This is a genomic window from Stenotrophomonas maltophilia (assembly GCF_900186865.1).
Taxonomy (GTDB): Bacteria; Pseudomonadota; Gammaproteobacteria; order Xanthomonadales; family Xanthomonadaceae; genus Stenotrophomonas; species Stenotrophomonas maltophilia.
The window spans coordinates 19,936-32,620 of the sequence record NZ_LT906480.1; the positions used below are offsets into that span (position 1 = coordinate 19,936).

9 protein-coding genes and 1 pseudogene are annotated in these 12,685 nt (G+C 66.1%); 5 read left to right on the top strand and 5 right to left on the bottom strand.

All coding sequences use genetic code 11. The annotated features are described in order from the left end of the window. Window positions 1-33: 33 nt before the first annotated feature. Together CKW06_RS00100 and CKW06_RS00105 are read right to left on the bottom strand one after the other, a co-directional pair. A complete protein-coding gene (locus CKW06_RS00100; protein ID WP_024958797.1) occupies window positions 34-1,050 on the bottom strand; it encodes a class 1 fructose-bisphosphatase in 1,017 nt (338 codons plus the stop codon). Between the two features lie 342 nt (window positions 1,051-1,392). Continuing rightward, window positions 1,393-2,595, bottom strand: a complete 1,203-nt coding sequence (locus tag CKW06_RS00105) for an amino acid aminotransferase (protein ID WP_024958104.1) — start codon at window positions 2,593-2,595, stop codon at window positions 1,393-1,395. A gap of 171 nt (window positions 2,596-2,766) precedes the next feature. Between CKW06_RS00105 and CKW06_RS00110 the strand changes: the two genes are divergently transcribed. Beyond that, window positions 2,767-4,860 carry a TonB-dependent receptor family protein gene (locus tag CKW06_RS00110; RefSeq protein ID WP_024958105.1) on the top strand — a complete coding sequence of 698 codons (2,094 nt, stop codon included), beginning with the start codon at window positions 2,767-2,769 and terminating at the stop codon, window positions 4,858-4,860. Between the two features lie 156 nt (window positions 4,861-5,016). Here CKW06_RS00110 and CKW06_RS00115 read toward each other — a convergent pair whose 3' ends face one another. Further along, window positions 5,017-5,355 (bottom strand): hypothetical protein, encoded by a 339-nt coding sequence (locus CKW06_RS00115; RefSeq protein WP_005411772.1) that lies wholly within the window; start codon window positions 5,353-5,355, stop codon window positions 5,017-5,019. A 147-nt stretch (window positions 5,356-5,502) separates the two neighbouring features. Here CKW06_RS00115 and CKW06_RS00120 point away from each other — a divergent pair, with 147 nt between their 5' ends. From CKW06_RS00120 to ligD, 3 genes are all read left to right on the top strand, one after another. Continuing rightward, the gene (locus CKW06_RS00120) at window positions 5,503-5,901 is read left to right on the top strand and encodes a hypothetical protein (RefSeq protein ID WP_012478657.1); all 399 of its coding nucleotides are present in this window, start codon (window positions 5,503-5,505) and stop codon (window positions 5,899-5,901) included. 164 nt (window positions 5,902-6,065) lie between these two features. Then, window positions 6,066-6,986, top strand: coding sequence for a non-homologous end joining protein Ku (gene ku, locus CKW06_RS00125; protein WP_005411774.1), 921 nt, complete (start codon window positions 6,066-6,068; stop codon window positions 6,984-6,986). A 3-nt stretch (window positions 6,987-6,989) separates the two neighbouring features. Next, entirely contained in the window at window positions 6,990-9,476 is a 2,487-nt protein-coding gene (ligD, locus tag CKW06_RS00130; RefSeq protein WP_024957484.1) for a DNA ligase D, read from the top strand. A gap of 71 nt (window positions 9,477-9,547) precedes the next feature. Here the strand turns inward: ligD and CKW06_RS00135 are convergent, their stop codons facing one another. Both CKW06_RS00135 and adhP read right to left on the bottom strand, forming a co-directional pair. Then, complete coding sequence (locus CKW06_RS00135) at window positions 9,548-9,940, bottom strand: hypothetical protein (RefSeq protein ID WP_005411776.1); 393 nt, start codon at window positions 9,938-9,940, stop codon at window positions 9,548-9,550. Window positions 9,941-10,185: 245 nt separating this feature from the next. Continuing rightward, window positions 10,186-11,103: pseudogene (gene adhP / locus CKW06_RS00140) on the bottom strand (alcohol dehydrogenase AdhP); the annotation flags it as partial. A gap of 170 nt (window positions 11,104-11,273) precedes the next feature. Between adhP and CKW06_RS00145 the strand changes: the two are divergent. After that, window positions 11,274-12,464, top strand: coding sequence for a tyrosine-type recombinase/integrase (locus CKW06_RS00145; protein ID WP_012478661.1), 1,191 nt, complete (start codon window positions 11,274-11,276; stop codon window positions 12,462-12,464). Window positions 12,465-12,685 lie beyond the last annotated feature (221 nt).

Below are 12,685 nucleotides of genomic sequence, written 5' to 3' on the forward strand. Positions count from 1 at the left end.
TTTCTGCCATGACCGCTGTCAGGCGATAGGCCGTCAGCCCTGTGCGTTGTCGTGTGCGTGGTGGTAGCGCACGGCTTCGGCCACTTCCTCGCGCGAACCCAGGAACACCGGCACGCGCTGGTGCAGCTGGTCGGGCTGGATGTCGAGGATGCGCTCGCGGCCGGTCCAGGCGGCGCCGCCGGCCTGTTCGACCAGCAGGCCCATCGGGTTGGCCTCGTACATCAGGCGCAGCTTGCCGGCCTTGGACGGATCCTTCTTGTCCCACGGGTAGATGAAGATGCCGCCGCGGGTCAGGATGCGGTGCACGTCGGCGACCATGCTGGCGATCCAGCGCATGTTGAAGTTCTTGCCGCGCGTGCCCTCCTTGCCCGCCAGCAGATCACCGACATAGGCCTGCATCGGTGCTTCCCAGTGGCGCTGGTTGGACATGTTGATCGCGAACTCCTGGGTCGCCGGCGGAATCTGCATGTTCTCGGTGGTCAGCACGAACTCGCCCTTCTCACGGTCCAGGGTGAAGGCGTGGGTGCCATGGCCGACGGTCAGCACCAGCTGGGTGCTGGGCCCGTAGATGCAGTAGCCGGCGGCGATCTGCTTGCTGCCCGGCTGCAGGAAGGCGTCGTCGCCCGGCAGTTCGACATTGGTCGGGCAGCGCAGCACCGAGAAGATGGTGCCGACGGAGACGTTGACGTCGATGTTGGAGCTGCCGTCGAGGGGATCGAACAGCAGCAGGAAATCACCGCGCGGGTAGATGTCCGGCACCGGCTGGCTGTGGTCCATTTCCTCCGAGGCGCACGCGGCGAGGTGGCCACCCCAGGCGTTCGCTTCAAGCAGGATCTCGTTGCTGATGACGTCCAGCTTCTTCTGCGCCTCGCCCTGCACGTTACCGGTACCGGCATCGCCCAGCACGCCACCGAGGGCGCCCTTGCTGACGGCGATGGAGATGCTGGTGCAGGCGCGGGCGACGACCGCGATCAGCTGGCGCAGGTCGGCGTTGATGCGGCCGGCGTGCTGTTCCTGGATCAGGAAGCGGGTCAACGAAGTACGGGACATGAGCGGGCAGGTCTCGGCAGCGGGAAAACGCCTATTGTCGCCCGTCCGGCCAGCGCGTGCGTGAGCGCGGGGAGTCGTAATCGTTTCCAGATGCGTTGCGCTCGTGGCGCCCTCTCTTCATGTAGGCGCAGCGAGAGGGGCACCGTGGCCAGGACACGCCGTAAACCCATCCCTGGGGGCTCGATCGGCGCATCCATGCGCCTCACGGTCCTGGCCACGGTGCCCCTCTCACTGCGCTTCCTGGTTCGCCGCGAGCGCGGTGGGAATGGCAAAGACAAGAGCAAGAGCAAAAAACAAAGGCGCCTTTCGGCGCCTTTGTTTTCAAGCGTGTGCCGCGTTGCTTCAGCCCTTGGCGACGGTGGCCACGGCCTTGGCGACGTACTCCAGGTTGTTCTGGTTCAGCGCGGCCACGCAGATGCGGCCGGTGCCGACGGCGTAGATGCCGAACTCGTTGCGCAGGCGCTCGACCTGCTCGCGGCTCAGGCCGGAGTAGGAGAACATGCCGGCCTGTTCGTTGATGAAACCGAACTGCGGCGCGCCGGCAGCGGCCAGCTTCTCGACCAGGCCCTGGCGCAGGGCGTGGATGCGCTCGCGCATCTCGGTCAGCTCCTGCTCCCACATCGCACGCAGTTCCGGGTTGGTCAGCACGCCGGCCACCAGCGCGGCACCGTGGGTGGACGGGCTGGAGTAGATGGTGCGGATCACGCGCTTGACCTGCGACTGCACCGCCTTGGCGTCAGCGGCGGTCGGTGCCACCATCGACAGCGCACCCACGCGCTCGCCGTACAGCGAGAACGACTTGGAGTACGAGTTGGCGACGATGAAGCTGTCGATGCCGGCTTCGGCGATGATGCGCACGGCGGCGCCGTCCTGCTCGATGCCCTTGTCGAAGCCCTGGTAGGCCATGTCGATGAAGGGGAACAGCTGCTTGTCCTTCAGCAGCTGCGCGACCTGCTTCCACTGGGTGACCGTGAGGTCGGCACCGGTGGGGTTGTGGCAGCAGGCATGCAGCAGCACCACGGTGCCGGCGTCCAGCTTGCCCAGGTCGGCCAGCATGCCGTTGAAATCGACGCCATGGGTTGCCGGGTCGAAGTAGGTGTAATCCAGCACGTCGAAACCGGCGGCGCTGAACACCGCACGGTGGTTTTCCCAGCTCGGGTTGCTCAGCGCAACGGTGGCGTGCGGCAGCAGCTTCTTCAGCACGTCGGCGCCGACGCGCAGCGCACCGCTGCCGCCGACGGTCTGTGCGGTAGTGACGCGGCCGGCGGCCAGCAGCGGCGAATCCTTGCCGAACACCAACTCGCGCGTGGCCTGCGTGTACGCCGGCAGGCCATCGATCGGCAGGTAGCCGCGCGGTTTGGCCTCGGCGGCGAGCTGCTGCTCGATCTGCTTGACGGCGCGCAGCAGCGGAATGCGGCCGCTCTCGTCGTAGTAGATGCCCACACCCAGGTTGACCTTGGTCGGGCGGCTGTCGGCGTTGTACGCCTCGGTCAGGCCCAGGATCGGGTCGCCTGGGACCAGTTCCACGTTTGCAAAGAAGGACACGGCGGTACTCGTTCGGTAGACGGAAAGGGGGAGGAAGTGCGCTACGCGGTCCGCGGCTTTTCGGCCGGAAACAGCCCATCGTAACAAAGCCTGCCGGGGCTGGCCGCCGCCATCGTCATCCGCGGCCCCGTACCATGGCGTGTGTTGCCGCCCGATCCATCAACCTGAATCATGAATCCCGCCGCACGACGCCGTTGCCTGCCGCTGTCCGCCCTGCTGCTGTCGCCCTGGGCGGCAGTGGCCGAGCCTGAGCCCACCGCCCTGCCTGCGGTGCAGGTACAGGCCGCCCGGGTGCCGGGCATCGATCCGTTCGCGCTGCCGGCCAGCCAGGACACGGTCTGGATCGACGCCAGCCGCGCGGGCACCGGCGCGCAGCTGTCTGAGGCCTTGGCCGGGGTCCCCGGACTGCTGGCGCGTGACCGGCAGAACTTCGCCCAGGACACGCAGCTGTCGATCCGTGGCTTCGGCGCGCGCTCGACCTTCGGGGTGCGCGGGGTGCGGGTGTTGATCGACGGCGTGCCGGCGACCATGCCTGACGGCCAGGGTCAGCTGTCGCATGCCAGCCTGTTGGGCGCCGAGCGCATCGAGGTGCTGCGCGGGCCGTTCTCGGCGTTGTACGGCAATTCCTCCGGCGGCGTGCTGCAGGTCTGGAGCGCGCAGGGCCAGGCCGGCGACCCGTGGCGGTTGCGCGTGAATGCCGGCGCCGACAACACGCTCAGTGTCGGTGCGCAGCTGAAGGGTGCCGGTCAAGTGCTGGACTACAGCATCGCCGCCAATCACTTCCGCGCCGATGGCTGGCGGGACCATAGCCGCGCGCGCCGTGAATCGCTCAACGCACGCATCGGTGGAGAGCTGGGCGGTGGGCGGCTGGAGCTGCTGCTCAATGCGCTTGACGCCCCCGATGCGCAGGATCCGCTGGGCCTGACCCGTGCCCAGGTGGCGGCTGATCCGCGCCAGGCCACGGCAGTCGCGCACCAGTACAACACCCGCAAAACCGTGCGCCAGCAGCAGGCCGGCCTGCGCTGGACCCGTGAAACGGGAGCGCAGCGCTGGCAATTGATGGGCTATGCCGGCCAGCGCGCGGTACGCCAGTACCTGCCGATTCCGCCGGCACCCCAGACCAACAGCCCGCTGCATGCCGGCGGCGTGATCGATCTGCAGGGCGGCTATGGCGGGCTGGACGCGCGCTGGGGCTGGCACGGTGATCTGGCCGGGCGACCGCTGGACCTGGTAGCCGGGCTCAGCGCCGACCGCCAGCGCCAGCACCGCACCGGCTTCGAGAACTTCATCGGCAGCGCCCTGGGCGTGCGTGGGCGGCTGCGTCGTGACCAGATCGACGTCGTGCAGAACGTGGATCAGTTCGCCCAGGCCTGGTGGCAGTGGAGCCCGCGCTGGTCGCTGCTGGCCGGGCTGCGCCACAGCGCCGTGCGATTCGAATCGAATGACCGCTACATCGTCGGCGCCAACCCCGACGACAGTGGCCACCGCCGCTACCAGGCGATCACGCCTGTGGCAGGCGTCAGCTTCGAGGCCAGCCCGCAGTGGCGGCTGCACGCGGCGGTGGGACGTGGTTTCGAGACCCCCACCTTCAACGAACTGGGCTATCGCGCCGACGGCCAAGCCGGGCTGGCACTGGATCTGGCCGCCGCGCGCAGCCGCTCCATCGAGGTTGGCAGCAAGTGGCACGCACAGGATGGCAACCAACTCGATATCAGCCTGTTCCGTGCAGATACCGACGGCGAGCTGGCCGTTGCCAGCAATATCGGCGGACGCAGCACCTACCGCAACATTGGCCGCACCCGCCGCCAGGGGCTGGAGCTGCAGTACCGACAGCCGCTGGCCGAGCACCTGGAACTGCAGCTGGCGTGGACCTGGCTGCAGGCGCAGGTGCGCTCGCCGTACCTGACCTCGAACACCCTGGTCGCTGCAGGCAGCCGTCTGCCCGGCGTGCCGCGCCAGCAGGCCTTCGCCCGGCTGCAGTGGAGCCCTGCCGATTGGCAGTGGGCGCTGGAGGCAATGGCCAGCAGCGATACCGTGGTCAATGACGTGGCCACCGAGCGCGCGCCGGGCTACGCCCTGCTGCACCTGGAAGCCGGCCGTCGATGGACGCTGCCGGGCGGCGAGCTGCGCGCCTTCGCCAGGCTGGAGAACGTGCTGGACCAGGCCTACATCGGCTCGGTGATCGTCAATGACGGCAATGGTCGCTTCTACGAGCCGGGACCGGGACGGCGAGCCAACGTCGGCCTGCAATGGTCGTGGCGTTGAGTTGGTAGTGCCGGCCGCTGGCCGGCATCGCTTTGTGTAGGGCAGCCCAGACGTTGCCGGCCAGCGGCCGGCACTACCCCGTAAATCGGGGGCCCTGGCCGGCATCGCGCCGTGCAGGGCGTCAGGGGGTTGCCGGCCAGCGGCCGGCACTACCGGTCAGTCGGGGGCCTTGGCTGGCACGAACGGCGAGGTCGGGTCGCTGGCCGGGAAGGTCTCCTCCAGCGCCTCGTCCTGGTTGTCGCTGGCGCGCTGCTTGCGTTCACGGCGCTTGAGCGGGCTCTCCTGGCCACCGCGATGGCGGTCGCCGCCATCCTTGCGGTCCTGGGCCGCCTGTTCAGCCTCGTGCTTCACCGGCAGGTGGTCGTGCTCGGCATCGAAGAACGGCGCGCCGGTTCCGCGGTAGTCGGCGTTGTCGGCATCGCGCTTGCCGCGCTGCTCGCCGGGAATGGGCGGGTGGTTCTCCCGCAGCGGGTCTCGCGAGGTCTCTCGGCTCATGGTCTGGTACCTGCCCTTGGGGGGATTCCACTACACCGCTCCGCAGGTAAAGCCGTTGCGAACCTGGCGTCATGAACATCTCGCTCACCCCCCGGTAACGGCACCGCGCGTATTCCTGCCCACCCGCCCCCGCTGCAGGAGCCGGCCATGCCCCGTCTTGAACGACCCGCACCGTCCGTGTTCAACGCCCTGCTCGATCCGCTCGGCCAGCGCAGCGCGCAGCGCCGTACGCGTCGCCATGAAGACCCCCAGGCGGTGGCGCAGGACTACCTGCAGTACATGCTCAGCGACTACGAGGAGCGCCGCGGGCAGAGCCACCGGAACTGGCGCGACCTGTGCCCGGTGTATGCCTTCGCGTTGACCACGCATGCTGCGGATTGGCCACGCGGTGATGCCGCCGATACCTGCGAGGAACTGGCCGAGCACTGGGAACAGATGCGCGGGCAGTCACGGTTGGGCTGGTCGCAGGCGCGGCCGGTGGTGGAGGACGCCTGGCGCGCGCTGGACCATATTCCGGCGGCGGCGGTGAGGCCGTTGCTGCAGTAGTGCCGGCCGCTGGCCGGCAACCCCAGGAAACTTCAGGCCGCGAGCTCTGCCGGCCAGCGGCCGGCACTACCGCATCTGCGTAGAACCCACGTGCACGGTATCGACACGGGTGGTTTACACCGCCCATCCGAAGCTGGATGCCCTGCCCCGCCAAAGGTACGCCCATGGCCCGCCCGATCTGGACCGGCACGCTGTCGTTTGGCCTGCTCAACGTGCCGGTGTCGCTGATGTCCGGCGAACGCAAGGTCGACCTGCAGTTCCGCATGCTCGATTCCCGCGACCGCAAGCCGATCCGTTTCGAACGGGTCAACGCCGACACTGGCGAGGAAGTGCCCTGGAAGGACATCGTCAAAGCCTATGAGTACGACAAGGGCAGTTATGTCGTGCTGGAGGAAGGTGATATCCGCTCGGCTGCGCCGGAAAGCCACGAAGCGGTTGAGGTGGAATCATTCGTGGATGCGGCGCAGATCGACCCGCGCTATTACGAGAAACCGTATCTGCTGGTGCCCGGCAAGAAGGCCGAGAAGGGCTATGTGCTGCTGCGCGAAACGTTGCGCAGCACCGGCAAGGTGGGCATCGCGCGGGTGGTGGTGCGTACGCGCGAATACCTGTGTGCGGTGATGCCGCATGAGGACGCACTGGTGTTGATGATCCTGCGCTATCCGCAGGAACTGGTGGATCCCGAGGACTACAAGCTGCCCACCGGCAAGCTGTCCGACTATCGCATCACCAGCAAGGAAACGGCGATGGCCGAGCAGTTGATCGAGTCGATGGCCGGCGACTGGGATCCGTCGCAGTACCACGATGAATTCCGCGAGCGCCTGCAGCAGGTGTTGAACAAGCGCATCAAGTCCAAGGGCGGCACCACGCGGGTGGACGATGAGCCGGCACCGCGCGAGGACGCCAGTACCAATGTGGTCGACTTCATGGCGCTGCTGCAGAAGAGCCTGGATGCGAACAAGCGAACGCCAGCGAAGAAGGCCGCAACGCGCAAAGCAGCCGCCAAGTCGCCAGTGAAGAAGGCCGCAAAGAAGACAACGAAGAAGGCTGCAAAGAAGACCGCACCCCGACGCAAGGCGGGGTGAGCCATGTCGTTGCACCAGTATCGGCGCAAACGCCGGCTTGGCGGTGGCGCCGGGCAGACAACGGAGCCCGACGACACGCCCGCACCGGGCGACCCGAAGCGGCGGCCGACCTTTGTCATCCAGCTGCACCATGCCAGCTCGCGTCACTATGACTTCCGCCTGGAAATGGACGGCGTACTGAAGAGCTGGGCGGTGCCCAAGGGGCCTTCCCTGCGCGTCGGTGAAAAGCGGCTGGCCGTGGAAGTGGAAGACCATCCGCTCTCCTACGCCGGTTTCGAGGGAGACATTCCTGAAGGCCACTATGGTGCGGGCCACGTGGGAGTCTTCGATCACGGCACCTGGGCCTGTGAAGGCGATCCACTGCAGGCACTGGCGGCGGGCAGGATCGACTTCGTGCTGCATGGACAACGCCTGGCCGGTGGCTGGAAGCTGGTGCAGACCGCGATGAAAGGACGCCAGGTGCAGTGGCTGTTGATCAAGCGCGGTGACGGGGAAGCGCGCGACGCGGAGGCGGATGACCTGCTGACGGCACCGATGCCGAAACGAACACCTGCGGCGAAGAAGCGTTCCGCGGACAAGACGGCGCGAGCTGCACCCGTCGCACGCACGGCCACACGCAAGGCCGATGTGCGCTGGCATGCACGCGCGCTGCAACTGCACGGCGCACGTGACGCACCCTACCCGCATGCATTCAAACCGCAGTTGACCGATCATCGCGACAGTGCGCCGGACGGCGACCGCTGGCTTCACGAGATCAAGTGGGATGGCTATCGCCTGCTGGCGGATCTGCACAATGGCGAGGTCAAGCTGCGCTCCCGCAATGGTCTGGATTGGACCGATGATTTTCCCGAAGTGGTGCAGGCCGTGCAGGCGCTGCCGGTGCGCGATGCACGCCTGGACGGCGAACTGGTGGTGCTGGACAAGGAAGGACGCAGTGACTTCGCAGCGTTGCAGCGGGTGATCGACGGCAGTTCGAAGCAACCGCTGCGCTACATCGTGTTCGATCTTCCGGGCTTGGCTGGAGCGGATATCAGTCGTGCGCCGTTGCTGGAGCGCAAAGCACTCCTGAAAGAGCTCATTGGGCCGGCGCCTGGCACCTTGGCCTTCAGCGAGCACGTGATCGACCATGGCCCGCAGGTGTTCGTTGCCAGTGGCAAGGCCGGATTCGAAGGCATCGTCAGCAAGCAGGTGGATGCCCCGTACGTGAATACCCGCGCGCGCAGCTGGGTGAAGGTGAAGCACGAAGACACCGACGAGTTCCTGATCGTCGGCTACACGGCACCCAAGGGTTCACGGGTGGGGTTCGGCTCGCTGCTGCTGGCGACGCCGGACAAGGGCGGCTTGCGCTATGTGGGCCGCGTTGGCACCGGTTTCGACGACCAAAGCCTGCGCGCGCTGCTCAAGGCACTGCAGCCCTTGGCGGTGAAGACGCCCGTGCTGCAGCTGCCGGCGCATGTGCCGTTCCGCGCTGCCAGCGTACGCTGGGTGAAGCCGGTGGCGGTTGCCGAGGTGGCCTTCCGTGGCTGGGGCAAGGAAGGCCTGCTGCGCCAGGCCAGTTTCAAGCGACTGCGCAGCGACAAGCAGAAGGAGGACCTGGGAATGAGCACCGCAGATGCCGAAACCGGAGGCGAGGTCGAGATCACTCATCCGGAGCGGGTGGTGTTTCCAAGGCAGAAACTGCGCAAGGGTGACGTGGCCGACTACTACCAGCGCATGGCGCGCTGGATCCTGCCCGAGATTGCCGGACGTCCGCTGTCACTGCTGCGCTGCCCGGACGGCGTGGGCAAGGCCTGCTTCTTCCAGAAGCACCATGGCCCCGGCCTGGGGGACGCGGTACATGCGGTACCCCTGCAGCAGAAGAGCGGCCGCGAGGATTACTTCTACGTCGACGATGCGCGGGGCCTGCTGCAGCTGGTGCAGATGAACACCCTGGAACTGCATCCGTGGGGCGCAACCGTGGCCGATCCCGAGCACCCGGATCGTCTGGTGTTCGATCTCGACCCCGGCGAAGGGGTGAGCTGGGCACAGGTGAAGGCCGCTGCGCGCGATGTCCGTGACCGCCTGCAGGAGGTGGGCCTGCAGAGCTTCGTGCGGCTGTCCGGTGGCAAGGGCGTGCACGTGGTGGTGCCGCTGCAGCCCAAGGCCGGCTGGGACGAGGCCAAGGCGTTCTGCGAGGCGTTCGCGCAGGCAATGGCGCTGGAGCAGCCTGATCGCTACGTGGCGACGATGAGCAAGGCCAAGCGCGGCGGCGTGATCTTCATCGATTGGCTGCGCAACACACGCGGTGCCACCAGCGTGTGTTCGTGGTCGCTGCGCGCGCGCGATGCTGCCGGCGTGGCGGTGCCGCTGCGCTGGGAAGAACTGGCCCGGGTGAGCGCGGCCGACGCGTTTCCGATGGCCAAGGCGCTGGCGCGCGCCAAGCGGCTGAAGGGTGACCCATGGCAGGGCATCGCGCGGTTGAAGCAGAGGCTGCCGTCGCCGAAGCGGTAGTGCCGGCCGCTGGCCGGCAACCTCGGCCATCCTGCAGTTGCCGGCCAGCGGCCGGCACTACCTGCATGCGCTCAGCGCAGATCGCGCGAGGGGCGGCGCCCGAACCACCAACCGACCAGCAGTTGCAACGGCAGCGATGCCAACAGCGAAATGACGAACCAGAACGGGAAGTCCGCACCCGCCGTCCACATCGCGTAGCCACAGCCCAGCGCGATCAGCGACCAGATCGAGAAGCCATGTGAACGCGGCCAGCACGGCGCGTAATAGGTGGCGAAGGAAATGCCGGCGACGCCACCGAGTACGCTGAAGGCCAGGTCCCACCCCAGCTGCACGCTGTTGCTGTCCGGCGACAGGCCCAGCAACGGCGGCAGCCAGCCGGCGACGCTGCTGACCAGCGCAAGCGACAGCACGCCGCCGATCAGGGCGACGATGGACAGGAACAGGGTCTTGAGCAGGCCAGGCATGCGCGTATTGTACGGCTGCCACAGAGTGCCCGCGTTGCCGGCCAGCGGCCGGCACTACCGAACCGACTGGGGTTTGCCGGCCAGCGGCCGGCACTACCGAACCGACTGGGGTTTGCCGGCCAGCGGCCGGCACTACCGAACCGACTGGGGTTTTGCCGGCCAGCGGTCGGCACTACCGATGGATCGGCATGGCCGCCGTGCCCGTGGGAGAGGGGTACGGAGCAGCGGCGGCCATGCACAGGCAGTCAGGCGGCGAAGTCGAGCACCACGCGGCCTTCGATGGTGCCCGCGTGCATGCGCGCGAACACGTCGTTGATGTTCTCCAGGCGGTCGGTGCTGACCGTGGCTGCGACCTTGCCTTCGGCGGCGAACTGCAGTGACTCCTGCAGGTCCAGCCGGGTGCCGACGATCGAGCCGCGCACGGTGATGCCGTTGAGGACCATGCCGAAGATGTCCAGCGGGAAGTTGCCGGGCGGCAGGCCATTGAGCGACACGGTGCCACCGCGGCGGACCATGCCCAGAGCCTGTTCGAACGCCTTGGGCGACACTGCGGTGACCAGAGCGCCGTGCGCACCGCCGATCTCCTTCTTCAGGAATGCGGCCGGATCGGTGGTACGCGCGTTCACGGTGATCTGCGCGCCGAGCTGCCGGGCCAATGCCAGCTTGTTGTCGTCCACGTCCACCGCAGCCACGTTCAGGCCCATCGCACGGGCGTACTGCACCGCCATGTGGCCCAGGCCACCGATGCCGGAAATCACCACCCAGTCCCCGGGCTTGGTGTCGGTCACCTTCAGGCCCTTGTAGACGGTCACGCCGGCGCACAGCACCGGCGCGATCTCGACGAAGCCCACTTCCTTCGGAAGCAGGCCGACATAGTTGGCATCGGCCAGTGCGTACTCGGCGAAGCCGCCGTTGACCGAGTAACCGGTGTTGCGCTGCGTCTCGCACAGCGTTTCCCAGCCACCCAGGCAGTGTTCGCAATGGCCACACGCCGAGTACAACCAGGGGATGCCGACCCTGTCGCCTTCCTTGACGTGCCCTACCCCGCCTCCCACGGCCACGACGTGCCCCACGCCCTCGTGGCCGGGGATGAACGGCGGGTTCGGTTTCACCGGCCAGTCGCCCTCGGCGGCGTGCAGGTCGGTGTGGCAGACGCCACAGCTGCCATTTGATTGTCCTATGTGATCTCGTAAGGTCCAATCATTTAAGCAATATCAACATGTTGCTGATACTTTGAGTCCACTTCAGTCCTATGTAGTCCACTCAAATCCACAGTCCTTTGTCGGTAACATTGGCGGTAATCTCTACTCCTTCATTGCCAGTTACCGTCTTCATGCCTCTGACCGATACCGCTATTCGCAAGACCAAGCCTTCCGCCAGCGTCCAGAAGCTCCGTGATGGTGGTGGCCTGTACCTGCTCTTGCGCCCTGATGGTGCCAAGTGGTGGCGCTGGGATTACCGCCGGCCAGTGACTGGCAAGCGCAATACGCTGTCGCTGGGTACCTATCCCGATGTAAGCCTGGCCGTCGCTCGAGAGCGCCACGTCGCAGCACGCAAGCTACTAGCCGGTGGCATCGATCCTGGCGAGCATCGCAAGGCACAGAAGAAGGCAGTCGTTGAGAGTAGTGCCAGCACGTTTGAGGCTGTTGCAGCGGAGTACTTTTCCATGCGAGCTGGGAAGCTCTCTGCTGAATCAATCAGCCATGAGCGACGCATCGTTGAAAGAGACTTGAATCCGTACCTTGGCAGATCTCCTGTAGGTGCAATACCTGCACGGGAGCTGCTGGATGCACTGCGAAGGATCGAATCGCGCGGTGCTGTCAAAACCGCACACCGTGCTCGGGGGATAGCTGGAAGGGTGTTCCGCTACGCCATAGCTACTGGCCGTGCGGATCGCAATCCGGCAGATGATCTAAGAGGGGCGCTTGCTTCTTCGGAAGTGCAGCACTTCCCCAGCATTACCGACCCATCCCTGATCACCGGTCTGCTGCGTGCAACGCATGGCTATCAGGGCTCGCCTGTGGTCCAGGCTGCACTACGGTTGGCCCCTTTGGTGTTTGTACGTCCTGGCGAACTACGCCATGCCCTGTGGGACGACATTGATCTTGATGCAGGTCAGTGGCGCTTCACCGCAACCAAGACTGGCCAGCCGCACATCGTTCCTCTGGCAGTGCAGGCCGTTGCCATTCTGCGGGAGCTGCACCCGTTGACCTGTCGAGCTAAGTACGTTTTCCCTTGCATGATCGGCAAGGGAAGACCCATGAGTGAGAACGCAGTCAATGGCGCACTGCGTCGGCTGGGCTATGAATCTGGCTCCATGACCGGCCATGGCTTCCGCGCGATGGCGCGCACTGTCTTGGATGAGGTGCTGGGTTTCCGACCAGACTACATCGAGCACCAGCTTGCACATGCCGTGCGTGATCCAAACGGACGGGCATACAACCGTACGGCTCACCTGGTCGAGCGCGCAAAAATGATGCAGGCATGGGCGGACTATCTGGACGGCCTGAGGACCTCCCCCTGACCCCCCCCCCGTTTTTCCATTTTTCATTTCTGACTTACTGTTTTTGCTGGTTACATTGGTACGCTGGTTACACTCTCTTCCACGTCCTTATATATCAATGACTTGCAATTGATCGAGATGTGTACCGGCCATTGGGTGCTACTGGTTACGGTGGTACACCGGCAAGAAATCGGACGGCATAGGACGCCTTTGGACCGACGCTTCTATCCGGCCTGATAGCC

Bases quoted from the DNA above. Each gene is read 5' to 3' on its own strand.
- ku (WP_005411774.1), top strand. From the start codon at position 6,066: ATGGCCCGCCCGATCTGGACCGGCACGCTGTCGTTTGGCCTGCTCAAC.
- CKW06_RS00115 (WP_005411772.1), bottom strand. From the start codon at position 5,355: ATGAGCCGAGAGACCTCGCGAGACCCGCTGCGGGAGAACCACCCGCCC.
- CKW06_RS00110 (WP_024958105.1), top strand. From the start codon at position 2,767: ATGAATCCCGCCGCACGACGCCGTTGCCTGCCGCTGTCCGCCCTGCTG.
- ligD (WP_024957484.1), top strand. From the start codon at position 6,990: ATGTCGTTGCACCAGTATCGGCGCAAACGCCGGCTTGGCGGTGGCGCC.
- CKW06_RS00100 (WP_024958797.1), bottom strand. From the start codon at position 1,050: ATGTCCCGTACTTCGTTGACCCGCTTCCTGATCCAGGAACAGCACGCC.
- CKW06_RS00145 (WP_012478661.1), top strand. From the start codon at position 11,274: ATGCCTCTGACCGATACCGCTATTCGCAAGACCAAGCCTTCCGCCAGC.
- CKW06_RS00120 (WP_012478657.1), top strand. From the start codon at position 5,503: ATGCCCCGTCTTGAACGACCCGCACCGTCCGTGTTCAACGCCCTGCTC.
- CKW06_RS00135 (WP_005411776.1), bottom strand. From the start codon at position 9,940: ATGCCTGGCCTGCTCAAGACCCTGTTCCTGTCCATCGTCGCCCTGATC.